Raw genomic sequence first — 22,051 nt, 5'->3', positions numbered from 1 at the left:
ATACAGATATGGGCAGCGGCCAGAAGACGCCAGAGGCAGCGGGCAGCATCGCCGACGCGGTGAAGGGCAACTGGGTCGACACCCGCGCCCCCGCATGGGCCAAGCCCTACCTGCGCCTGTCGCGCATCGACCGCCCCATCGGGACATGGCTGCTGCTGCTGCCCTGCTGGTGGGCGCTCACGCTCGCCATCGTCTCCGACGGGCAGTTCAGCCTCTTCGACGTCTGGATCGTTGTGGGCTGCGGCATCGGCGCGATCCTCATGCGCGGCGCGGGCTGCACCTGGAACGACATCACCGACCGCCACATCGACGGCTCGGTCGAACGCACAGCCCTGCGGCCCATCCCCTCGGGACAGGTCACCGCGAAACAGGCGCTCGGCTGGGCCGTGGCGCAGTCGCTCGTGGCCTTCCTGATCCTCGTGACCTTCCCTCCCGCCGCCATCGCGCTCGGCGTGCTGTCGCTGGCGCCCGTCGCCATCTACCCCTTCGCCAAGCGCTTCACATGGTGGCCGCAGATCTTCCTCGGGCTCGCCTTCAACTGGGGCGCACTGCTGGCCTGGACCGCCCACACCGGCAGCCTCGGCTGGCCGGCGCTGCTGCTCTACGTCGCCGGCATGGCCTGGACGCTCTTCTACGACACGATCTACGCCCACCAGGACAAGGAAGACGACGCGCTCATCGGCGTGAAGTCCACCGCGCGGCTCTTCGGTGATGAGGCCAGTCCCAAATGGCTCACGGGCTTCCTCGTGGCCTGCGTCGCGCTCATGGCGCTTGCCATCCTTGCGGCCGTCCCCGCGGGCTCGCCCGCCAGGCTGATCCTCGCGCTCGCCGGCGCCTGCGCCATGGCCGCGCACATGACATGGCAGATGCGCAAGCTGGACCTCGGCGACAACGACCGGCTGCTCATGCTCTTCCGCTCCAACCGCGACGCGGGCCTTCTGCCCGTGCTGTTTTTCGCCGGTGCCGCGCTGGTCTGATTGCATGAAACCGCGCACCGTCCTATCACCCGGCCGATATCCACAAGGCATGGACCCGCGCTGATGCGCCTTTCCTCTCTCCTCCCCACCATCGGAGTCTTCACCGCCGCCGGGGCCGCCTGCGCCGTGGCCGCGGTCTTCTCGGTCCGCACGGTCGAGTCGGTCTCGCGCGAGGATGTCCTCGCCGAACTGCGCGCGTCCGGCTACGACTGGGCCGAGGTCGACACCGAGGGGCTGCAGGTGTACCTGATCGGCACCGCCCCCGACGAGGCCACCCGCTTCGAGGCGCTGAGCGCCGCCGGGCGCGTGGTCGACGCGGCCCGCGTGATCGACAACATGCAGGTGGAAGAGGCCGATACCGTCGAGGCGCCCCGCTTCTCGATCGAGCTGCTGCGCAACGACGCAGGCATCTCGGCCATCGGGCTGATCCCGGCGGAAAGCAACCGCGCCGCGCTGATGGAGCATTTCTCCAACATGGCAGGCGGCGCCGAGGTGACCGACCTTCTCGACGCCGCGGATTTCCCCGCGCCCGAGGGCTGGGAAGACTCGCTCGACTTCGCCACCCGCGTGCTCGAGGAACTCCCCCGCTCCAAGATCTCGGTCGAGGCGGGACGCGTCGCGGTCAAGGCCATGACCGAAACCCCCGCCGCCCGCACCAAGCTCGAGGCCGACCTCGCGCGCCGCGCCCCCGACGACGTGCAGCTTGCGCTCGACATCACCGCGCCGCGCCCCGTCATCTCGCCCTTCGCGCTGCGCTTCCGCATCGACGGCGACGGCGCCCGCTTCGACAGCTGCTCGGCCGATACCGAGGAAAGCCGCGACCGGATCCTGCGCGCCGCCGCCGAGGCCGGGGCCGAGGGCCAGCTCTCGTGCACGCTGGGCCTTGGCGTGCCCTCCTCGGAGTGGGGCGAGGCCGCGGCGCTTGCCATCTCCAAGCTCGACCAGCTCGGCGCGGGCACCGTGACATTCTCCAACGCCGACGTGACGCTGCAGGCCGTGCAGGGCACCGCGCAGGACCGCTTCGACCGCATCGTGGGCGAGCTGGAAAACCAGCTCCCCGAGGTCTTCGCGCTTACCGCCGTGCTGCCCGAACCGCCGCAGGAGGATGCCGCGGAAGGCCCCAAGGAATTCACAGCCACCCTGAGCCCCGAAGGCGAGGTGCAGCTGCGCGGCGTGGTCCCGGGCGCCGCCGCGCGCGAGACCACCGACAGCTACGCCCGCGCGGCCTTCGGCTCCGAATCCGTCTTCACCGCGACGCGCATCGAGGAAGAGCTGCCGCAGGGCTGGGCCGTGCGCGTGCTGGCCGGGCTCGAATCCCTCGCCCAGCTGGAACGCGGCAATGTCACCGTGCGCCCCGACAGCGTCGCCGTCTCGGGCGTGACCGGCAGCACCGAGGCGAGCGCCGTGATCGCCAGCCTTCTGGCCGAGAAACTGGGCGAGGACGGCGATTTCGACATCGACGTGCGCTACGACGAACGGCTCGACCCGCTGCTGGGCATTCCCACCCCCGAGGAATGCGTCGCCCAGATCAACGACATGGTCGCCGCCCAGAAGATCAACTTTGAACCGGGCTCGGCCACGCTCGATGCCTCGGCCAAGGAGGTTCTCGACGACATCGCCACGCTTCTGAACACCTGCGGCGAGATCCCGCTCGAGATCGGCGGCCATACCGACAGCCAGGGCCGCGAGGTCATGAACCAGCAGCTCAGCCAGGATCGCGCCCAGGCCGTGCTCGAAGCGCTCCAGATGCGGCAGGTTCTTGTGGCACCCTTCACCGTGACGGGGTATGGCGAAAGCACGCCCATCGCCGACAACGGTACCGCGGCGGGCCGCGAAGAGAACCGGCGCATCGAGTTCCGCCTCCTCGAGACCGAGGAGGACTCGGACGAGGAGGAGGCCACCGAAGCCGGTGACGAGGCCTCAGCGGACGAGGATGCCCCGGCGCAGGACGCGGCGGCAGAAGATACCTCCGAGGACGCCGGGACGGCGGAGGACGGGGACGCGCCGGCCGGGGACGCGCCGGTTGAAGGGACAGAGGATGAACAGAACTGAATTCGTAGTTGTCACGGCGATCATCCTCTTCGTGGCATTCTGTCTGGGCTGGTTCGCCCATTGGCTCGTCCACCGCTTCAGCCGCGTCAGCCAGAGCGACGTCGACCAGCTCGAACGCATGAGCCAGGAACTGCACGAGGCCGAGGAAACCCGCGACCAGGCCATCACCTACCTTCAGCAGCGCGAGGCGGAGCTGACCAACCAGCTCGCCCAGACCGAGGCCGAACGCGCCGCAGCCATGGACGGCCTGCGCGAAGCCCGTCAGGAGGCCGAGGAAATGCGCGCCTGGATGGAGCGCAACCAGCAGCACAGCTGACCGGCCCGGGCTACACGGGCCGGCGCCACGGTCCTACCGCAGCCGATCCTGGGGCGCCACCGGCCCGGCCCGGCATGTGCAGGATAAGCTTCTTCGACAGCGAAGCCGCGGTCCGGTCGCCCGACGCCCGCCGGGGGCCGTCGCATGCCGGCCGGTCGCGGACAGCGAAGGGACATTGCGAAGCAACGCAAGCAGGCGGTTAAGGCCTCTCGCGTACCGAGGCACCCGGCGGCACGGCATCGAACGGCGTGCGGTCGGGACGATACGCGCGGCAAAGCCCCCGGACATCCCGACTGCCCCAACGCTGCCTTGGCGCGAAATGACGACAAGGTGCAGATCATGACCAGACTACTTGCCAACAGCGCGATCGCCCTCGCGCTCTCCACCACCCTCGCACTGGCAGACGGACAGGCCTTCGGCACAATCGACACCAACGATGACGGCTTTCTCGACCGTGCCGAACTCGACGGTGCCTTCGGCGCGGCGGGTGGCAGCACGCTCGACAGGTTCGATTCGAACGGGGACGGCATCGTCAGCCGCGACGAAGCCGTTGCCGCCGATGAAGCGGACGACGACGACGGAGCGCCGACCTTCGATGAGATCGACCTCGATGCCGACGGCCAACTCGAACCGGACGAACTCGAACACGTCTTCGGAGAGCGCGCGCAGGCCGCACTGGCGAAGTTCGACGCCGATGGGGACGGCCGCGTGACGCTGGACGAGGTCAGGTCTTCCGACGATCCCAAGGGGGAACGCGGCCGCGACAGATCCGCGGCGCGCACAGGCGGGAAGGATCGCGATGTCGCAAGTCGCGGTCGTTCCGAGGACCGCGAAAGCCGCGGACGTGACCGGGATCGCGAGGACAGGTCCGATCGCGGGCAAGGCGGCAAGGGGGGAGGCAACCGCGGCGGCAACGGCGGCGGTGGCGGTGGCAACGGTGGCGGCAAGGGCGGCGGTCGGGGCAACTGAGGCCCCGGCGCCCGCTGATCTCTCCGAGGCTTTCTCCCATGATCCCGGCGCCGCCTGGCGGCCCGGGCGCAACATCTCCCCTCGGGGGCGAGGAGCGCCCGGAAAACCTGCCGGGGGCATGTTTTCAGTGACGAGCGGGCGGAGCCCAATGAAGCGGCGCCCGGAAACATGCCAACGGCATGCTCTCGGCGATCAACTGGCCAACCCCGATCCGGCACGCCCCGGCCTCCACCCCGCGCAACACCTCCCCTCCCCGCGTCAGGGGGAGGGTCAGGGAGGGGGTAGGCCACGTCTCGCAGCGCTCCGTCCCCGCGGGACATTCCTAACATTCAGTTAAAGCTAAAATCTAAGCCATTGATTTTCTTATATCCCCAAGATGTCCCGGCCCGGGACACCCCGATGTCCCCGAGTGTTCGCCCCCGAAACCGGCCGCTCCACGCCCCTCTTCCCATCGCCGCCGGGCCGGTCTAGGACCGCTCCGCAAGCAGGAGAGCCTCATGTCCCACGTCACCCTCGTCCGCCACGGTCAGGCCAACAGCGCCGCCCGCACCGAGGGCGACTACGACCGCCTCAGCGACCTTGGCCACCAGCAGGCCGCCTGGCTGGGCGAGCACTTCCGGGACGCCGGCGAAACCTTCGCCCGCGCCTACTGCGGCACCCTGCGCCGCCACGCCGAGACCGCCGCCGCCATGGGCGCCGAAGACCTCGTGATCGACCCCCGTCTGAACGAGCTGGAATACTTCACCCTCTCCCAGCTTCTGGAGCAGCAGCAGGGCGTCGCCATCCCCCGCGACCGCGAAGGCTTCCTGCGGCACATGCCGCGGGTCTTCTCCGAATGGCAGGCGGGGCGCATCGACAACGCGCCCGAGAGCTTCGAGGCCTTCGAGACCCGCACCCGCGAAGCGATCGAGGAGATTTCGGCCGGCGAGGGCCGCGCCCTCGTCGTCACCTCCGGCGGGCTGATCGGCATGGCCATCCGCATCGTCATGGGGCTGGACGTGACTGCCATGTCCCACCTCTGCCTCGCCATCGAGAACAGCTCGGTCCACCGGCTGCACCCGATGCCCACAGGGCTGGCGCTGGTCCAGTTCAACGCCCTGCCCCACCTCGAACACCCCCATCGCCAGCACGCCCGCAGCCATCTCTGAACCGCGGGTTTCGGCCCGTCCCGGCTTGCGCTAGCGTGCGCCCAAAATGAAGGAACAGGACATGGTGCATCTTTGGGTGCGGGCCGAATCCCGCCCGCACGAGGAACGGGTCGGGCTGCTGCCCGAGGGCGCGCGCGTGCTGATCGCGCGGGGCTTCCGGGTCACGGTGGAAGAGAGCGCCGACCGGGTCTTCCCGATCGCGGCCTACCGCGAGGCGGGTGCCGAGGTGGCGCCTGAAGGCAGCTGGCCCGAGGCCCCCCGAGAGGCGCTGATCTTCGGCCTGAAGGAGCTGCCCGACGACGGCACGCCCCTGCCCCACCGCCACATCATGTTCGGCCACGCCTACAAGGGCCAGAGCGCCGGTGCCCGCCTGCTGGACCGTTTCAAGGCCGGCGGAGGTGCGCTCTACGATCTCGAATACCTCGTCGACGAGAACGGTCGCCGCGTCGCCGCCTTCGGCTACTGGGCGGGCTACGCGGGCGCGGCGGTCTCGTTGCTGGCCTGGGCCGCGCAGCGGCAGGACAAGCCCTGCCCGCCGGTCACCACCTGGCCGCAGGCCGGAGACATGCGCGCCGATGTGAAGGCGGCCGTCGAGTCCACGGGCGAGACACCTGACGCGCTGGTCATCGGCGCGCTCGGCCGCGTGGGCAGCGGGGCGCGGGATCTCTGCAGCGCAATGAGCGTGCCCGTCACCCCCTGGGACATGGCCGAGACCGCGCACGGCGGCCCCTTCCCCGAGGTGCTGGACCACGCGCTTTTCTTCAACTGCATCCTTGCCGGACCCGGCGTTCCGGTCTTCGTGCCGGAGGATGCGGGCGGGCTTGACCGCAAGCTCCGGGTGATCGGCGACATCGCCTGCGATCCCGACAGCAGCTTCAACCCCGTTCCCGTCTATGACCGCGCCACAAGCTGGGAGGCCCCCGTCCTGCGGGTGCACGACGCGCCCCCGCTCGAGGTCATGGCCATAGACAACCTGCCCTCGCTCCTGCCGCTCGAGAGCTCCGAGGATTTCGCGGCGCAGCTTCTGCCGCATCTCGCCACGCTCGACGCGCTGGACAGCGGCGTCTGGGGACGGGCCAGGACCGAATTCGACAAACACACAGGAGAGGCAGCATGACGATCCACTGGTGCGGCACGGGGCTGAGCACGATCCCCGGCCTTCGCCGCCTGATCGAGGCGGGGCATGACGTGAAGGTCTGGAACCGGACCGAATCCAAGGCGCGCGAGGCGGTCGGCGATCTGACGGACAAGATCGGCCCCTTCTCGATGGAGACGGTGTCTGCCGAGCTGAAGCAGGGCGACGTGATCGTCTCCATGCTGCCCGCCGACTGGCACGTGCCGCTGGCCTCGCTCGCCATCGAGACGGGCGCGGATTTCGTGTCGTCGTCGTACATCGCGCCTCAGATGCGCAACCTTGACGAGATGGCGCAGGAAAAGGGCCTGCGGCTGGTGAACGAGGTCGGGCTCGACCCGGGCATCGACCACCTGATGGCGCATGACCTTGTCACCGCCTACAAGGGCTCAGCCGCCTACGACCCCGCCAACACGGTCAGCTTCACCTCCTACTGTGGCGGCGTTCCGGCCAAGCCGAACCCGATGCGCTACAAGTTCAGCTGGGCGCCTGTAGGGGTGCTGAAGGCGCTGCGGTCGCCGTCGAAGTCGGTGCGGGATTTCGAGGTGCTCGAAGTGAACCGGCCCTGGGACGCGCTGGGGCGCTACGAGGCGCCGCTCGACAGCCCCGAGGCCTTCGAGGTCTATCCCAACCGCGACTCGCTGCCCTTCATGGCCGAATACGGCTTCGAGCCCGAGTGGCCGGTGAAGGACTTCGTCCGCGGCACGCTGCGGCTGGATGGCTGGGCCGCGGCCTGGAAGGACATCTTTGCCGAGGTGGGCACGGCCGATGATGCGCGGCTGCAGGAAATGGCCGACAAGCTGCTCGAGGAGAACGCCTACGAGGAGGGCGAGGCCGACCGGGTTGTGCTCTGCGTGTCGCTGAAGGCCGAGAAGGACGGCGAGACCGTCTGGCACCGGACCTGGGTGATGGACGCCCGGGGCGACGAGCGGGGCAATGCCATGGGCCGGCTGGTGTCGATCCCGGTGTCGCTCGCGGTCGAGGCGGTGATGGCCAAGGAAGTGCCCGTGGGCGTCACCGCGGCGCCATCCGATCCCGCGCTGGTGAGCCGCTGGCTGGAGGTGGTGGACAGCCTTGCCCAGCAGCTGAAGCGGGTGGATCACCTGGCCTGAAAACGGGTGTCCCGGGCCGGGACATCTTTGCGCCCTTTATGAATCAATAGGTTACATATTTGGGTTAACCGTTTGTCAGGTTTGTCCCGCAGGGACGGGGCTTTGGCACGTATTACCGCCCCCCTCCCTGGCCCTCCCCCTGACAGGGGGAGGGGATAGGTTGCGGCGGGGGGCCGGCGTGGGGCTTTGCTCCGGGCCGCCGGTGATGTGCCGCTGACCTCAGACGGACCACGCATGTTTTCCGGGCGCTCCTCGCCCCCGAGGGGAGAGGGGACCTGTTGCGCGGGGTGCGGGCGTCGTGCGGATCTCCGGTCCCGGGGCTGCGCGGTTTCCGAGATTGGCGCCCGATTTCAGGCCGCACCGGGCATCGGCCGGTGCTAGGGTCGGAGCATGTTGTTCGACCTGCCCGATCACCCGACCCTCTACCAGGCCCTGATGGACCGCGATCCCTCCTACGAGGGGCGGGCCTGGGTCTGCGTGGCGACGACCGGCATCTTTTGCCGCTTCGTCTGTCCGGCGCGGAAACCCAAGTCCGAGAACTGCACTTTCCGCGATACGATCGCGGGGTGCATCGAGGCCGGTTTCCGCCCCTGCAAGCGCTGCAAGCCGCTCGATGCCGCCGCGGGGCGCGATCCCATCGTGACCGACCTTCTGGCCGCGCTCGATGCCGATCCCGGCCACCGATGGTCCGAAGGGGACGTGACTGCGCGCGGCTACGATTCCTCGACCGTGCGCCGCGCCTTCAAGCGTCAGTTCGGCATAACCTTTCTCGAGATGGCCCGCCAGCGGCGGCTGCGTGAAGGGTTCGAGGTGCTGGCCGGTGGTGGGCGGGTGATAGATGCGCAAGTCGAGGCAAGCTTCGAGTCGCCCGCGGCCTTTCGCGCCGCCGTGGCCCGGCTTCTGGGGGTCACGCCCGCCGCCCTGAGAGGCGGCGGGATGTTGCAGGCCACGTGGATCCCGACGCCGCTGGGCGACATGATCGCCGTGGCCTGCCCCACGCATCTGCACCTGCTGGAATTCACCGGGCGCAAGGCGCTGGCGGCGGAACTGAAAGAGCTGCAGGCCTCGGTCAGCGGCGGCATCGGCATCGGCGAGACGGAGCCCGCCGCGCAGGCGCGCGCGGAACTCGACGCCTTTTTCGACGGGCGTCAGGCGCAATTCGCGACGCCGCTTGCCTATCACGGGAGCGCCTTCAGCCGCGAGGTCTGGGAGGCGCTGCGCGCCATTCCGGCCGGCGAGACGCGCAGCTATTCGGAAATCGCGCGAGAGATCGGACGACCCGATGCGGTGCGCGCCGTGGCGCGGGCCAACGGCGCGAACCGCATCGCGCTGATGGTGCCCTGTCACCGGGTGATCGGCGCCGACGGGCGGCTGACCGGATACGGCGGCGGGCTCTGGCGCAAGCAGCGCCTGATCGAGATCGAAGCCGCCTATCGCAGCACCGCGCCCGCCTGACAGCCTCAGTCGATGCGGACGCCCTGGCGTTTCACCTCGGCCTGCACGGCGGTCATGTCCACGGCGTCGAGCGCCGTGCCTGCCTTGATCGAAAGCGCCACGGCCACGCCCGCACCCTGACCCGACACGGCGCAGCAGGCCATGTTGCGGGTTGCGGCATGGGCGATACGCGAGCCGCCGGTGGCGCGGCCCGCGACCAGCAGGTTCTTCACCTGCTTGGGTAGCATCGAGCGGTAGGGGATCTGCATGTAGCGGCCCGTGGTGGGCAGGATCAGGACGCCGTAGCCGTCGATGAATTCCGGATAGATGCCGATGCTGTCCTCGAAGCGGCCCTGCTCGCGGGCGTCGTGGTCGGTCATGTTGTAATGGGCGTCGATCTTGCGCGTGTCGCGGATGCCGATCGACATGCCGAAGTTGCGCAGGCGCACGCCCTCGCAGCCGGGCGTGTAGCGGCGCAGCGCGTCGATGGCCTGCATGGCCTGCGCGCGGCCCTCGATCTCGAACTTCGTGAGGCTGTCGGGATCGGTGCCGTCGCAGCAGGCCAGGTGCACGAGGTTCATGTAGGTCATCTCGCCGCTGTCGTGCACCGCGCCCCAGGTGCCGCCGATGGTGTTGAGATGCGCGGGGATGTAGCCTTCCTCAATCGCCTTCTCGAAGGGCTTGCGCAGGAAGGGCGAGAACATGGTGTCCTCCTTGCCCGAGGTCTCGACCTCCCATTCGCCGGAGGACCAGTCCCTGTAGGTCTGGGGGTCGGATTTCACGCCCGCCATGAAGGCCGTCTTGTCGACGCCCGCGAGGTGGAACATGACGCTGGCGGCCTGCATCTCTTCGACCGGGGTCTTGTGGGTGGGCGCGCCCGCGCGGTGGGCCACGTCGGCGTCGCCGGTGGCGTCGATGACGCGCTCGGCCAGGATCGCCTCGCGCCCGGCCTTGGATTCGACGATGACGCCACGGATCGTGTCGCCCTCCATGATGGGGGCGACGAACTGGCGGTGCAGCATGGGGTGGATGCCGGCCTCTTCCACCAGCCGGTCGGCGACCAGCTTGAAGCCCTCGCTGTCGAGCTCGTAGCTCAGCGACTGGCTCTCGGGGGTGGCGGCGCCCATGGCCTTGGCGCGCTCCTCGAATTCCCAGCCGATGCCGCCGGCCTCGACGGTCTGTTCGTGGCGATACCAGGCGAAGCCCTCGACGCCGACGACGGTGATGTTGCCACCGAAGCAGCCGAAGCGCTCCAGCAGCGTGACCTCGACGCCCGCCCGGGCGGCGGCGAGAGCCGCGGCAAGCCCGCCGGGGCCGGAGCCCACGACAAGCAGCTCGGTGCGGTGGATGACCGGCGTTTCGCGTGCGGGCTCGGTGATGCTGTGCAGTGTCACGGGCGTTCCTCTCCCCTTGGTTGGCGCGACTCGTACCGGGAGAAGGGCCGGGACGCGAGTGGAAGGACGCGACGTCGGATGCACCTGTCCGGGGCTCCGCCCGCTCGTCTCTGAAAACATGCTCCCAGCATGTTTTCCGGGCGCTCCTCGCCCCCTCACCCTAACCCTCTCCCCCGAGGGGAGAGGGGAGCTGTTGCGCCTTTGGCGAGGTGTCCGCTCAGCCGCCGAGCTTGGGGGCGGCGCGGGAAAGGTCGAGCCGCGCGTCGGAGAAGCGGATCGGGCTGCGGACACCGGGGACGCCCTCGGGGGCGATCTGCAATCCGCGGGCCACGACCTGCGGGTCGGCGAAGACCTCGGCCAGGTCGTTGATCGGGCCGGCGGGCACGCCCTGCGCCTCGCAGGCGGCGAGCAGGTCGGCCTTGGTGCGCAGGCGAGTGGCCTTCGTCAGTTCCGCCGCCAGCGCGTCGCGGTGGGCGACGCGGTCGGCGTTGGTGGCGTAGTCGGGATGGGCGCCGAGGTCGGGACGGTCCAGCAACTCGCAGAGGCGGCGGTACTGGGCGTCGTTGCCGACCGCAATGATGATGTGCCCGTCCGAACAGTCGAAGACCTGGTATGGCGTGAGGTTCGGGTGGAAGTTGCCGATCCGGCCCGGGGCCTCGCCGGTGGCGAGGTAGTTCAGCGACTGGTTGGCGGTGGTGGCCACGGCGCAGTCGAGCAGGCTCATGTCGATGTGCTGGCCCCGGCCGGTCTGGCCCCGCTGGTGCAGCGCGGCGAGGATGCCCGCGACCGAGTAGAGCCCGGTGAAGAGGTCTGTCACCGCAACGCCGGTGCGTTGCGGCTGGCCCTGCGGATCGCCGGTCACCGACATGAGGCCGGACATGCCTTGGATGATGTAGTCGTAGCCGGCGCGGTGGGCGTAGGGCCCGTCCTGGCCGAAGCCGGTGATCGAGCAGTAGATGAGGCCGGGGTTCAGCGCGGCGCAGCTGTCGTAGTCGAGGCCGTATTTCCGAAGGCCGCCGACCTTGAAGTTCTCGATCAGGATGTCGGCCCCGGCGATCAGCTCGCGCATCCGCGCCTGACCGGCCTCGGAGGCGAGGTCCACCACCTCGGAGATCTTGCCGCGGTTGCAGCAGTGGAAGTAGGCGGCCGAGCGGTCGCCTTCGCGGTCGATGAAGGGCGGGCCCCAGCGGCGGGTATCATCGCCCTGCGGGGCCTCGATCTTGATGACTTCGGCGCCGAGATCAGACAGCGTCTGGCCGGCCCAGGGGCCGGCCAGGATGCGTGCCAGTTCGATCACGCGCAGGCCGGAAAGCGGCCCCTTGGTCGCGTCGCTCATTCGCCGAGCTTGGCGTCGAGCACCTCGGCGAAATCATCGTAGGGCATGTTGGAGTACTTCTCGCCGTCGATCACGAAGGAGGGCGTCGCGGTGATGTCATGCGCCTCGGCGTTGGCCTGGTACCATTCCAGAAGGCTCTGGAGCTTGTCGCCGTCGGCAAGGCAGGCGTCGATCCTGTCGCTGTCGAGACCGCCGATGCGGCCGATCTTGCGCAGCTCGTCGGCGATGGCGCCTTCGGAGCCGGCGCGGACCCATTCGGACTGCGTGGAGTAGAACATGTCGGCGAGGCCGAAGAAGCGCTCGGTGCCACCGTCGCAGCGCGCGATGAGCGAAGCCCACATGCCGTACTTGTCGAAGTAGACTTCGCGGAAGGTGAACTTCACCTCGCCGGTGTCGATGTAGTTCTCCTCGATCTCGGGGAGGACATCGTTGTGGAAGCGCGCGCAGTGCGGACAGGTGAAGGAGCCGTATTCGATCACCTCGATCGGCGCGTCCTCGGCGCCCATGGTCATCTCGGTCACGCCGAACTGCTCGGAGGTACCGGAGGCATCGGCCACCGGTTCGGCGGTCTGGGCCATGGCCGGCTCGGGGGCGCGGAGGGCGAACCACCAGACGGCGGCGGCTGTCACGGCGATCGCGCCGAGCGCGGTGGTCAGGATACGTTTCATGCGGGCCTCTTCATGGTGTGCGGTCCGGGATCACTGCCCGGTCCGGCCTTTCGATAGGACGTTTGTGCCCAGGCGTTCAAGCGCGGCGCGCAGCCCTTCGTCGCCGACCTGCTCGACGCTTTGCCGTGCGCGGATGCGGACTTCGGGGGATGGCGCGGCGGGGGCCTCGGCTTTCGGCTTGTGCGTGAAATCGACCTGCCCCTCGGAAAAACCGGTGGCGGCGGTCTGCGTCACGCGCAGCCGGGCGATGGCGTTGTAGCCGTAGACGGCGTTGATGCGGTTGCGGATCTCTTCCTTGCGCATCTCGACGAGGGGGGCGAGTGCCCCGGTGGTCAGCACGCTGAGCGTGGCGCCAATGCCCTTGCGGGCATAGCTGACCTCGACCGGACGGGCCATCGCGGCGATGTCCTCGCCCACGATTTCCTCCCAGTGGGTGAGCACCCGCGACTGGGCAAAGCCGCGGCTTTCGCTGGCCTGACGGATGCGCCCCTGCAGCAGCTTGGAGGCCGCCGAGAAGCCGTGGGTGGTCGAGGATCGCTTGGGCATGTTTGACTCCCCTGTCGCGGCCCTATTCTAGTGACCGTGCCGGGCGGTGCCAGCCCGGATTCGCACCCAACCGCTCACAGGAGCCTCACCCTTGCGTGACGTCGCCGATCCGTCGGATCTGCTCGACTGGTATGACCACAACGCCCGCGCCCTGCCCTGGCGCGTGGGCCCGCGTGCACGGGCCGATGGCGTGCGCCCCGATCCCTACCGGGTCTGGCTGAGCGAGATCATGCTGCAACAGACCACGGTGGCCGCGGTCAAGAGCTACTACGAGGTCTTCACGGCCCGCTGGCCCACGGTTTCCGACCTTGCGGCAGCGCGGGACGAAGACGTGATGGCCGCCTGGGCGGGGCTTGGCTATTACGCGCGGGCCCGCAATCTGCTGAAATGCGCCCGTGTCGTGGCGGAGGAACACGGCGGCGTGTTTCCCGCCGATCTCGACGCGCTGCGCGCGCTGCCGGGCGTGGGGCCCTATACCGCGGCGGCGGTTGGGGCGATCGCCTTCGACCTGCCCGCGACGGTAGTCGACGGCAACGTGGAGCGCGTCATGTCGCGGCTGCACGACGAACACACGCCGCTGCCTGCCGCCAAGCCGATCCTGACGGGCTATGCCGAGGCGCTGACGCCGGACGGGCGGACGGGCGACTATGCGCAGGCGGTGATGGACCTTGGTGCGACCATCTGCTCACCGCGCAACCCGGCCTGCGGGCTTTGCCCCTGGCGCCGCGCCTGCGCCGCGTGGGAAGCGGGGACGCAGGCAGAGCTGCCGAAGAAGACGCCCAAGAAGCGCAAGCCGACACGGCTCGGGATCGTCTACCTCGCCCGCCGCGTGGACGGCGCCTGGCTGCTGGAGCGGCGCCCGGACCGGGGCCTTCTGGGCGGGATGCTGGGCTGGCCCGGCAGCGAGTGGGGCGAGGCGCCGCAGGAGGCGCCGCCGATCCGGGCCGAGTGGAAGGAGGTGGCGGGCGAGGCGCGCCACACCTTCACCCATTTCCACCTGCGCCTGAAGGTGATGACCGCGCTGGTGCCGATGGAGCGGCAGCCCGACGTGGGTGATTTCGTCGAGCAGGCCGAGTTCAGCCCCGCCGACCTGCCCACGGTGATGCGCAAGGCCTTCGACCTCGCGCGCGGTTAGGGCTCAGGCCGCTTCGAGGCGGGCGCCCGTCTCGCCGTCGAAATAGTGGAGCTGCGCCGGATCGTAGCCGAGCCCGATGCGCTGGTCGCGGCGCAGGTCGACGTCGGGGGCAAGGCGGGCGGTGAGTTCCTGTCCGTCCAGCCGGCAGATCGCCATGGTGTCGGAGCCGAGCGGCTCGAAGACCTCGACAGTGGGGGTGAGGCTCGCCGCCGCGGGATCGGCCCAGGACAGGTGCTCGGGGCGGATCCCCACGTCGAGGCGGGCGCCGCCGTGGGCGGGGACCTCGCCGAGGTCCATGGCCATGTCGCCCATGCGCAGCTTGGGAGCGCCCGAGGACCTGTCGAGCGCGCCGGAGAAGACGTTCATCTGCGGCGAGCCGATGAATTCGCCCACGAAGCGGCAGTTGGGACGCGCATAGAGCTCCATCGGCGGGCCTTCCTGCACGATCCGGCCGGCACGCAGGACCACGACGCGGTCGGCCAGCGTCATGGCCTCGGTCTGGTCGTGGGTGACGTAGACCATGGTGGTCTTCAGCATGGCGTGCAGGCGCTTGATCTGGGTGCGCATCTCGACCCGGAGCTTGGCGTCGAGGTTCGAGAGCGGCTCGTCGAAGAGGAAGACCGAGGGTTCGCGGACGATGGCGCGGCCCATGGCGACGCGCTGGCGCTGGCCGCCCGAGAGCTGGCCGGGCTTGCGGTCGAGGTATTCGCCGATCTGGAGGATGTCGGCGGCCTCCTGCACCTTGGGGGCGATCTCGGCCGGGCGCAGGCCGCGCATCTTGAGACCGAAGCCGATGTTGTCGCGCACGGTCATGTGCGGGTAGAGCGCGTAGTCCTGGAAGACCATGGCCACGTCGCGGCCCTTGGGCTCCACGTCGTTGACGAGCCTGCCGCCGATGCGCAGCTCGCCGCCCGAGATTTCCTCGAGCCCCGCGATCATGCGCAGCATCGTCGACTTGCCGCAGCCCGAGGGCCCGACGAAGGCGACGAATTCGCCGTCGTTCATGGTCAGGTCGACACCGTGGATGGCGCGCACGGCGCCATAGTTCTTCACCAGTCCGTTCAGACGGATATCGGCCATCTTGTCCTCCTCCCGAACAACCCCGGATATTCGGGGTTGCATTATCGATAATTGTCACGTTATCAATATCGATAATTTCACGCAAGCCCGCTGAGAGGGCTCGGTCGGGGAGGACCGGAAAGACAGATGGCGGTCGAAAGCTTCAACCAGGACCCGATCACGGATCTCGTTCCGCGCCAGTCGAGCCGGCGCAGCCACACGATCTTCGTGGCGCTGCAGAAGGAGATCGTGCTGGGGGTGCTGGCGCCGGAGCGGACCCTGACGGAGCTGGACCTGGCGCAGCGCTTCGGCTGCAGCCAGGGGACGGTGCGCGAGGCGCTGATGCAGCTGAACGAGGAGGGGCTGGTGAAGCGCCAGCCCAACCGCGGCACCCGCGTTGCCCCCTGCCCCGTCGATGACGCGCGCGCCCTACTGAGCCTGCGCAGCCAGGTTGAATGCAGCCATCTCGACCGTGTGATCGCGCGGGCCGACAGCGCGCTGACCGCCGACCTGCGGGCGCTGCTGGACGCGATGCGCAACGCGGCGCGGGATTGCGACGAATACGCCCTGTCGGTGCGGGACCGGGCCTTTCACACGCGGTTGTTCGAGGCGGCGGACCTGCCGCTGGTCTCGCCGATCCTGACGCGCTGCCTGATCCACGCGCACCGTTTCAAGATCCTGAACTCGCAACCCAACCGGGCGCTGGAAGAGACGGCAGAGCGGCATCGCCCCATCATCGAGGCACTGGAGGCGCGCGACCTGGATCAGCTGCGCGAACTGCTGGCCCATCACATCGCGACGATCGTGGACTTCGGTCCGGACCTGACCGGCGACGTGGCGCGGAGCAAGTCATGACGGGGCCTTCGGCAAGCATGCGGGCGGTTCTGGAGCGGCTCGGCGCGGAGGACGCCGGGCTGGGCGATCCGACGCTGCTTCTGCCGCAGCACGGCAGGACGCTGGCGGAGCTGACCAATCTTCGCTGGAACGCCGAGCTCCCGGAGATGGCCGAGGCGCGCACCATGATGCACGCGGGCATGCCCGCGCGCCGGGTGGTGCCCGCGAACGACAGGGGCACGGATGCCATCCTGCACGTGCATGGCGGCGGCTGGGCCTTCTGCTCGCCGCAGACCCATGAGGGGGCGTCGCGGCGGCTTGCCGAGGCCTGCGGCTGCCCGGTGCTGACGGTGGACTACCGGCTGGCGCCCGAGCACCCCTACCCCGCGGCGCTCGACGATCTGCTCCGGGCCTGGGAAGCGCGCGATCCGTCGCGGCGCTGGAGCCTTGCCGGTGACAGCGCGGGGGCGAACCTCGCGCTGGCGCTGACGCTGGGTCTGATCGAGGCGAAGGCGGCGCTGCCGGCCACGCTGCTGCTGTTCTACGGCGTCTACGGCGCCGATTTCGAAACCGAGAGCTACCGCGAACGGGCCGAGGGGCCGGGTCTGACCCGGGCCAAGATGATGCGCTACTGGGACTGGTATGCCGCAGCGTCCGAGCGTGGCGACCCGCTGGTGGCACCGCTGGCCGCGCGCGACGCGGCACTGGCCGCTCTTCCGCCGATCTACCTCAACGCGGCGGGGCTAGACCCGCTTCTGTCGGACACGGAGCTGCTTGTCGCGCGGCTGCGCGCGATCGGGCGCGACGATCCCTTCGACCGGATCGAGGGCGTGGTGCACGGCTTCATGCAAATGGGCAGCGCCCTGCCGGAGGCGCGTGACGCCTTCGCGCGGGCGGGCGCGGCCTTCGGGAGACTGACGTCGACAGCCGCCTAGAGGAGAGGCGGCATCATAAGGGAGGAAAAGTTATGAAATTCAAGACATTGACGGTCCTGGGCACGGCGCTTGCGCTGACGGCCGGGGCGGCGGCCGCCGACAGCACGGTCCGCTTCTGGTACCACTTCGACAACGCCGACAACCCCATGGACGAACTGGTGGCGTCCTTCGAGGAGGCGAATCCCGGGATCACGGTCGAGGCCGAGAACATCCCCTGGAACAGCTACTACGACCAGCTCTACACCGCGATCATCGGCGGCAACGCCCCCGACGCGGCGATGGTCAAGATGTTCGCCCAGCCACGGCTGGTCGAGATGGGTGCGCTGCAGCCCATTGAGGACTGGCTTGCCGACTGGGAGGGCGCGGAGGGCCTGCAGGACAACCTGCTGAAGCTGACCGTCGGGCCCGACGGCACGCAGTACTACCTTCCGGTGCAGTACGTGGTGCTTTACCTCTATTACCGCCCCTCTATGTTCGAGGAGCTGGGGCTGGAGGTGCCGACCACCTGTGACGAGTTCCGCGAGGTTGCCAACGCGCTGACGCGCGACACCGACGGCGACGGGCAGACCGACACCTATGGCTTCGGCTTTCGCGGCGCCAAGGGCGGGCATGACCACTGGGCGAGCTTCACGCTGGGTGCCGAGGGTGTCAGCCTGACCGAGGGACTGACCTCGGACGCAGGCGTCGCGGGGACGCAGTTCGTGGCGGATCTGTTCCGCGAGGACGGCGTCTTCCCGCCTTCTGCGCCGAACGACGGCTTCCAGGAGATCATCGGCGCCTTCAAGGCCGGCAAGACCGCGATGACCATCCACCACATCGGCTCGGCCAACGGCATGGTCGAGGCGCTTGGCGACGACGTCGCCGCGGCGCCGGTGCCGGAATGCGGCGGTGGTCGCTGGACCGCCTTCGGCGACGAGAGCACGGCCGTCATGGCCGGTGCCGAGGACCCCGAGGCCGCGTGGAAGTGGATCTCCTACCTGTCGTCGGAGGGGAACAACACGATGTTCAACGAGGCAACCGGCCAGCTGCCGGTGGTCAAGGCGGACAGCGAAAGCTGGTCCCTGCATCCGCAGCGCTTCGTGCAGGCCACGGTGGACAGCCTGCCCTTTGCCGAGATGCTGCCCGACAGTGCCGCGACCGCGGACTTCGTGAACACGGTCTGGCCGACGCAGATGCAGCGCGTGCTGACCGGCGACATCGAGGCGGCCGAGATGAACGAGACGATTTCGGAACTCTTCGCCGAGTGACGCCAGCGCCGGGCGCCCCCACGGCGCCCGGCTTCCCCTTCCCGACAGCCGAAAGCCTCGTGCCATGACGGACGCGACCGCGACCGATTTATCCCGACAGGACCGCCAGGGGCGCCGCGCCGCGCTGGGACGGCGGGTGCTTCCCTATGCGATGCTCTCGCCGGCGGTGCTGGTGACGCTGGCCATCGTGTTCTTTCCGATGGTGCAGACCGCCTGGATGAGCCTGCACGACTACGTGCTTTTCCGCCCGAACGATTTCGACTGGGTGGGGCTCGAGAACTTCCGTACCGCGCTGGCCGACGAGGTCTTCTGGATCTCGCTGCGCAACACGGTGATCTGGATGGGCACCACCATTCCCGCCCAGCTGCTGCTGGGACTGGTGACGGCGCTGCTGCTGAACCAGGAGTTTCCCTGGAGACCGGTGGCGCGCGCGCTCATCATCATTCCATGGGCCCTGCCCTCGGTCGTGATCGCGCTGATGTGGGTCTGGATCTACGACAGCAATTACGGCGTGGCGAACGAGTTCCTGCTGCGCATGGGCCTGATCCAGCAGTCGATCCCCTGGCTGGCCGATCCGACCTATGCATTGGCCTCGATCATCCTGACGCTGACCTGGCAGGGCTTTCCCTTCTTCGCGGTGATGATCCTTGCCGGGCTGCAGGCGATCCCGCGCAGCTACTACGAGGCCGCGTCGATCGACGGGGCAAGCGCCTGGCGCCAATTCTGGCACATCACCCTGCCCGGCATCTCGGGCGTGATGATGACCGCGGTTCTGCTGCGGCTGATCTGGGTGGCCAACAGTTTCGACGTGATCTTCGTGATGACCGGCGGGGGACCCGGCTACGCAACCCACACGCTGCCGCTCTACGCCTTCGTGAAGGCGCGCACGAACCTCGACTTCGGCTACGGATCGGCGATCGCGGTGCTGTTCACGCTGCTGCTGATGGTGGTGGTCGTCTTCTACCTCCGGCGGACCGGAAAGGCGGTGTCCTGATGGCGCTTCACAAACCTTCGACGATGCGGCGCATCCTGACGGTGGACCTGCCGATGCTGGCGATCCTCGCCTTCACGCTGGGTCCGTACCTGTGGATGTTCATCACCTCGGTCAGCGACGAGTCGACGCTTTTCACCGAGGGTCCCTCGCTGCTGAACGCGACGCTCGAGAACTATGCGCGACTGTTCCGGACCGTGGGCTTTGCGGACAACCTGCTCGACAGCTTCATCGTGGCGGGCGGGACCGTCATTGTCGGCCTTTCGCTGAGCGTGACGGCGGCCTACTCCTTCTCGCGCTTCGAATTCCGGGGCAAGCGGATCCTGATGCTGCAGTTCCTGCTGATCAACATGTTCCCGCTGGTGCTGCTGATCCTGCCGCTTTTCGTGCTGATGCGGGTGCTGGGGCTGCTGGACACTCATATCGCGCTGATCGCGGCGAACTCGACCATCGCCATCCCCTTCTCGATCTGGATGATGGTCAGCTACATCAACGGCATCCCGCGCTCGCTCGACGAGGCGGCGATGACGGACGGATGCACGCGGCTGCAGGCGCTGCGGCGGGTGGTCCTGCCGCTCTGCCTGCCCGGCATCATCGCCACCGGCATCTACATCTTCATCACCTCGTGGAACGAGTACCTTTACGCCCTGACCCTGGGCGGCCGCGAGGTGCGCCCGATCACCGTCGCCGTGCAGACGCTCATCGGGGAATACGAGGTGCAGTGGGGGCTGCTGACCGCCGGCGGCATCGTCGGCGCCCTGCCGGCCACCGTGCTTTTCCTTCTCGTGCAGAAACGCCTGATCTCCGGCCTGACCCAGGGCGCGGTCAAGGGCTGAACCAACAAGAGGACCCATCGTGCAGAATCCCATCGGCATCATTTCCATGCAGTTCGCGCGGCCCTTCACCCGCGCCGACCTGCCCTACTTCGCCAAGGCGCGCGATCTCGGCTTCGACTTCGTGGAGCTGCTGGTGCCCGAACCCGACGACGACCTGAGCCCCGCCGACGTGCGCCGCGCGGCCGAGGATGCGGGCATCTTCACCGTGCTGGCCGCGCGGGTGAACCCGCAGCGGTCCATCGCCTCGGAGGACGAGAGCGCGCGGCAGGGCGGGCTCGACTACCTGCGCCGTTGCGTGGACGTGGCCTCCGAGATGGGCGCGAGCGTGGTGGGCGGGCCGCTTTACGGCGAGCCCATGGTCTTTGCCGGACGCCCGCCCCTGCCACGTACCGACGACGACATCGCGGCGCGGGCCGAACGCACCGTCGAAGGGTTTCGCGCCGTCGCACCCCATGCCGAGGCCGCGGGCATCACCCTGGCGGTCGAGGCCCTGAACCGTTTCGAGACCGACATCCTGTCCACCACCCGGCAGGCCTGCGAGGTCGTGGACGCAGTCGACAACCCGGCGTTCAAGCTGATGCTCGACACGTTCCACATGAACATGGAAGAGCGCTCGATCCCCGACGCGATCCGCATGGCGGGCCCGCGCATCGCGCACTTCCAGGCCAACGAGAACCACCGCGGCCATCCCGGCACCGGGCACGTGGACTGGCCCGCCGTGATGCGGGCGCTGGCCCGCGCGGGCTACGCCGGTCCGATCTCGCTTGAGCCGTTCCGCCGCGACGACGACCGCGTGGCCCTGCCCATCGCGCACTGGCGCCCGCCGCACGAGGACGAGAGCGCCAAGCTGCGTGCAGGACTCGGGCTCGTGCGCAACGCGCTCGCACTGGCGGAGGTAGACCAATGATCCGGATGGGATGGATCGGCTGCGGCCGGCACGCGCGCCAGATGCTGCTGCCCCAGCTCGGGCGCAACGACATCCGCGTGGCGGCGCTCTGCGACCGTGACGGGGCGGCGCTGTCGCGCACCGCCGAGGAATACGGCGTGACCGCCTGCTACGACGATTTCCGCGAGATGATCGCGGCGGGCGGCATCGACGCGGTGGGCATGGCCGTGGGGCCCGATTTGCACCGCGCGGCCGCCATCGCGGCGCTCGAGGCCGGGCTGCCCGTCTTCATGGAAAAACCCCCAGCCGCCGATGCCGCGGGGGCCCGCGAGGTGGCCCAAGCCGCGCGGCGCGCCGGCAAGCCGGTCATGGTGGGCTTCATGAAGCGCTATTCCACCGGCAACCGCATCGCCATGAATACCCTGCGCGACGGCGACTTCGGCGAGGTTCTGGGCATCACCGGCGCCTACATGACCGCCCCCGGCTACTTCGAGGGCGAGCCGGACTACACCGGCTTCTACCTGCACCACTGCGTGCACTACATGGACCTGATCCCCTGGTTCGCGGGCGAGGATTTCGGCGAGATGCAGGTGCGCAGCGCCTCGCCAACGCCGGGCAAGCTTCTGCTGCACGTCAACTTCACCACCGAAGGCGGCGTGATCGGCAACGTGGTCATGGGCACCGTGCAGTCGCGCGGCACGCCGATGGAGGAAATCCGGATCATGGGCGATCACGCCCGGCTGCACGTGGACAACATCATCGACGTGGCGCTCTACCGCGATCCGCCGTTCAAGGCGGATGATCCCGGCGCGCGGCTCGATCCGGACTGTGACACGCTTTCCTGGCGGCCTAACTTCACTGCCGCGGCGAACGAGGATCACAAGGGCTATGCCGCGCTTTTGGCCGACGTGGCCGCGGTGCTGCGCGGCGAGCGCCGCGAGGTGCCCGGTATCGAAGACGGCGTGCGCGCCATGGAACGGCTGGAGCGGATGATCGCACAGGTCGAGGTCTGAACGGCGCCGCGTGTTTCGGGCAATTCCACGG

At 68.9% G+C, this 22,051-nt stretch carries 21 protein-coding genes; 16 read left to right on the top strand and 5 right to left on the bottom strand.

Features of this window, described 5'->3' with window-relative positions; genetic code table 11:
* Window positions 1–8 precede the first annotated feature (8 nt).
* From ubiA to C8N44_RS16985, 8 genes are all read left to right on the top strand, one after another.
* Window positions 9–977 carry a 4-hydroxybenzoate octaprenyltransferase gene (gene ubiA / locus C8N44_RS17020; RefSeq protein WP_107977982.1) on the top strand — a complete coding sequence of 323 codons (969 nt, stop codon included), beginning with the start codon at window positions 9–11 and terminating at the stop codon, window positions 975–977.
* Window positions 978–1,040: 63 nt separating this feature from the next.
* Window positions 1,041–3,029: an OmpA family protein gene (locus C8N44_RS17015; protein WP_107977981.1), complete on the top strand. Its 1,989-nt coding sequence runs from the start codon at window positions 1,041–1,043 to the stop codon at window positions 3,027–3,029.
* Window positions 3,016–3,345, top strand: a complete 330-nt coding sequence (locus C8N44_RS17010) for a hypothetical protein (RefSeq protein WP_107977980.1) — start codon at window positions 3,016–3,018, stop codon at window positions 3,343–3,345. The genes C8N44_RS17015 and C8N44_RS17010 overlap by 14 nt, the downstream gene beginning before the upstream one ends.
* A 339-nt stretch (window positions 3,346–3,684) precedes the next feature.
* Complete coding sequence (locus C8N44_RS17005) at window positions 3,685–4,314, top strand: EF-hand domain-containing protein (RefSeq protein WP_158274078.1); 630 nt, start codon at window positions 3,685–3,687, stop codon at window positions 4,312–4,314.
* 497 nt (window positions 4,315–4,811) lie between these two features.
* Window positions 4,812–5,462, top strand: coding sequence for a histidine phosphatase family protein (locus C8N44_RS17000; RefSeq protein ID WP_107977978.1), 651 nt, complete (start codon window positions 4,812–4,814; stop codon window positions 5,460–5,462).
* Window positions 5,463–5,523: 61 nt separating this feature from the next.
* Window positions 5,524–6,579, top strand: coding sequence for a saccharopine dehydrogenase (locus C8N44_RS16995; protein WP_107977977.1), 1,056 nt, complete (start codon window positions 5,524–5,526; stop codon window positions 6,577–6,579).
* On the top strand, window positions 6,576–7,706 hold the full coding sequence (locus C8N44_RS16990; RefSeq protein ID WP_107977976.1) for a saccharopine dehydrogenase C-terminal domain-containing protein: 1,131 nt from the start codon (window positions 6,576–6,578) through the stop codon (window positions 7,704–7,706). Before C8N44_RS16995 ends, C8N44_RS16990 begins: the two co-directional genes overlap by 4 nt.
* 390 nt (window positions 7,707–8,096) lie before the next feature.
* A complete protein-coding gene (locus tag C8N44_RS16985; protein WP_107977975.1) occupies window positions 8,097–9,161 on the top strand; it encodes a bifunctional transcriptional activator/DNA repair enzyme AdaA in 1,065 nt (354 codons plus the stop codon).
* Between the two features lie 5 nt (window positions 9,162–9,166).
* Here C8N44_RS16985 and C8N44_RS16980 read toward each other — a convergent pair whose 3' ends face one another.
* From C8N44_RS16980 to C8N44_RS16965, 4 genes are all read right to left on the bottom strand, one after another.
* Window positions 9,167–10,528, bottom strand: coding sequence for an FAD-dependent oxidoreductase (locus C8N44_RS16980; RefSeq protein ID WP_244641119.1), 1,362 nt, complete (start codon window positions 10,526–10,528; stop codon window positions 9,167–9,169).
* A 223-nt stretch (window positions 10,529–10,751) separates the two neighbouring features.
* Entirely contained in the window at window positions 10,752–11,870 is a 1,119-nt protein-coding gene (locus C8N44_RS16975) for a CaiB/BaiF CoA transferase family protein (protein WP_107977973.1), read from the bottom strand.
* Complete coding sequence (locus tag C8N44_RS16970; RefSeq protein WP_107977972.1) at window positions 11,867–12,538, bottom strand: DsbA family protein; 672 nt, start codon at window positions 12,536–12,538, stop codon at window positions 11,867–11,869. The genes C8N44_RS16975 and C8N44_RS16970 overlap by 4 nt, the downstream gene beginning before the upstream one ends.
* A gap of 30 nt (window positions 12,539–12,568) precedes the next feature.
* Complete coding sequence (locus tag C8N44_RS16965; protein ID WP_107977971.1) at window positions 12,569–13,084, bottom strand: DUF721 domain-containing protein; 516 nt, start codon at window positions 13,082–13,084, stop codon at window positions 12,569–12,571.
* 91 nt (window positions 13,085–13,175) lie between these two features.
* Here C8N44_RS16965 and mutY point away from each other — a divergent pair, with 91 nt between their 5' ends.
* Entirely contained in the window at window positions 13,176–14,219 is a 1,044-nt protein-coding gene (mutY, locus tag C8N44_RS16960; protein WP_107977970.1) for an A/G-specific adenine glycosylase, read from the top strand.
* 3 nt (window positions 14,220–14,222) lie between these two features.
* Here mutY and C8N44_RS16955 read toward each other — a convergent pair whose 3' ends face one another.
* Window positions 14,223–15,299, bottom strand: a complete 1,077-nt coding sequence (locus C8N44_RS16955) for an ABC transporter ATP-binding protein (protein WP_107977969.1) — start codon at window positions 15,297–15,299, stop codon at window positions 14,223–14,225.
* A 126-nt stretch (window positions 15,300–15,425) separates the two neighbouring features.
* Here C8N44_RS16955 and C8N44_RS16950 point away from each other — a divergent pair, with 126 nt between their 5' ends.
* From C8N44_RS16950 to C8N44_RS16920, 7 genes are all read left to right on the top strand, one after another.
* Window positions 15,426–16,133, top strand: coding sequence for a GntR family transcriptional regulator (locus tag C8N44_RS16950; protein ID WP_107977968.1), 708 nt, complete (start codon window positions 15,426–15,428; stop codon window positions 16,131–16,133).
* A complete protein-coding gene (locus tag C8N44_RS16945) occupies window positions 16,130–17,047 on the top strand; it encodes an alpha/beta hydrolase (protein ID WP_107977967.1) in 918 nt (305 codons plus the stop codon). Before C8N44_RS16950 ends, C8N44_RS16945 begins: the two co-directional genes overlap by 4 nt.
* Before the next feature lie 32 nt (window positions 17,048–17,079).
* A complete protein-coding gene (locus C8N44_RS16940; RefSeq protein ID WP_107977966.1) occupies window positions 17,080–18,294 on the top strand; it encodes an ABC transporter substrate-binding protein in 1,215 nt (404 codons plus the stop codon).
* Window positions 18,295–18,358: 64 nt separating this feature from the next.
* Window positions 18,359–19,288 carry a carbohydrate ABC transporter permease gene (locus tag C8N44_RS16935; protein WP_107977965.1) on the top strand — a complete coding sequence of 310 codons (930 nt, stop codon included), beginning with the start codon at window positions 18,359–18,361 and terminating at the stop codon, window positions 19,286–19,288.
* A complete protein-coding gene (locus C8N44_RS16930; RefSeq protein ID WP_107977964.1) occupies window positions 19,288–20,121 on the top strand; it encodes a carbohydrate ABC transporter permease in 834 nt (277 codons plus the stop codon). Before C8N44_RS16935 ends, C8N44_RS16930 begins: the two co-directional genes overlap by 1 nt.
* 19 nt (window positions 20,122–20,140) lie before the next feature.
* A complete protein-coding gene (locus tag C8N44_RS16925) occupies window positions 20,141–21,028 on the top strand; it encodes a sugar phosphate isomerase/epimerase family protein (protein WP_107977963.1) in 888 nt (295 codons plus the stop codon).
* A complete protein-coding gene (locus C8N44_RS16920; RefSeq protein WP_107977962.1) occupies window positions 21,025–22,020 on the top strand; it encodes a Gfo/Idh/MocA family protein in 996 nt (331 codons plus the stop codon). The genes C8N44_RS16925 and C8N44_RS16920 overlap by 4 nt, the downstream gene beginning before the upstream one ends.
* The last annotated feature ends 31 nt before the right edge of the window (window positions 22,021–22,051 follow it).

It is taken from the genome of Allosediminivita pacifica (assembly GCF_003054175.1).
Classification (GTDB): domain Bacteria; phylum Pseudomonadota; class Alphaproteobacteria; order Rhodobacterales; family Rhodobacteraceae; genus Allosediminivita; species Allosediminivita pacifica.
The sequence above is the reverse complement of the archived record's forward strand: the minus strand, read 5'-3'. Positions and strand labels throughout refer to the sequence as shown.

Excerpts from the sequence above, each read along its gene's own strand:
- ubiA (WP_107977982.1), top strand. The coding sequence starts at position 9 with ATGGGCAGCGGCCAGAAGACGCCAGAGGCAGCGGGCAGCATCGCCGAC.
- C8N44_RS17015 (WP_107977981.1), top strand. The coding sequence starts at position 1,041 with ATGCGCCTTTCCTCTCTCCTCCCCACCATCGGAGTCTTCACCGCCGCC.
- C8N44_RS17010 (WP_107977980.1), top strand. The coding sequence starts at position 3,016 with ATGAACAGAACTGAATTCGTAGTTGTCACGGCGATCATCCTCTTCGTG.
- C8N44_RS17005 (WP_158274078.1), top strand. The coding sequence starts at position 3,685 with ATGACCAGACTACTTGCCAACAGCGCGATCGCCCTCGCGCTCTCCACC.
- C8N44_RS17000 (WP_107977978.1), top strand. The coding sequence starts at position 4,812 with ATGTCCCACGTCACCCTCGTCCGCCACGGTCAGGCCAACAGCGCCGCC.
- C8N44_RS16995 (WP_107977977.1), top strand. The coding sequence starts at position 5,524 with ATGGTGCATCTTTGGGTGCGGGCCGAATCCCGCCCGCACGAGGAACGG.
- C8N44_RS16990 (WP_107977976.1), top strand. The coding sequence starts at position 6,576 with ATGACGATCCACTGGTGCGGCACGGGGCTGAGCACGATCCCCGGCCTT.
- C8N44_RS16985 (WP_107977975.1), top strand. The coding sequence starts at position 8,097 with ATGTTGTTCGACCTGCCCGATCACCCGACCCTCTACCAGGCCCTGATG.
- C8N44_RS16975 (WP_107977973.1), bottom strand. The coding sequence starts at position 11,870 with ATGAGCGACGCGACCAAGGGGCCGCTTTCCGGCCTGCGCGTGATCGAA.
- C8N44_RS16970 (WP_107977972.1), bottom strand. The coding sequence starts at position 12,538 with ATGAAACGTATCCTGACCACCGCGCTCGGCGCGATCGCCGTGACAGCC.
- C8N44_RS16965 (WP_107977971.1), bottom strand. The coding sequence starts at position 13,084 with ATGCCCAAGCGATCCTCGACCACCCACGGCTTCTCGGCGGCCTCCAAG.
- C8N44_RS16955 (WP_107977969.1), bottom strand. The coding sequence starts at position 15,299 with ATGGCCGATATCCGTCTGAACGGACTGGTGAAGAACTATGGCGCCGTG.
- C8N44_RS16950 (WP_107977968.1), top strand. The coding sequence starts at position 15,426 with ATGGCGGTCGAAAGCTTCAACCAGGACCCGATCACGGATCTCGTTCCG.
- C8N44_RS16945 (WP_107977967.1), top strand. The coding sequence starts at position 16,130 with ATGACGGGGCCTTCGGCAAGCATGCGGGCGGTTCTGGAGCGGCTCGGC.
- C8N44_RS16940 (WP_107977966.1), top strand. The coding sequence starts at position 17,080 with ATGAAATTCAAGACATTGACGGTCCTGGGCACGGCGCTTGCGCTGACG.
- C8N44_RS16935 (WP_107977965.1), top strand. The coding sequence starts at position 18,359 with ATGACGGACGCGACCGCGACCGATTTATCCCGACAGGACCGCCAGGGG.
- C8N44_RS16930 (WP_107977964.1), top strand. The coding sequence starts at position 19,288 with ATGGCGCTTCACAAACCTTCGACGATGCGGCGCATCCTGACGGTGGAC.
- C8N44_RS16920 (WP_107977962.1), top strand. The coding sequence starts at position 21,025 with ATGATCCGGATGGGATGGATCGGCTGCGGCCGGCACGCGCGCCAGATG.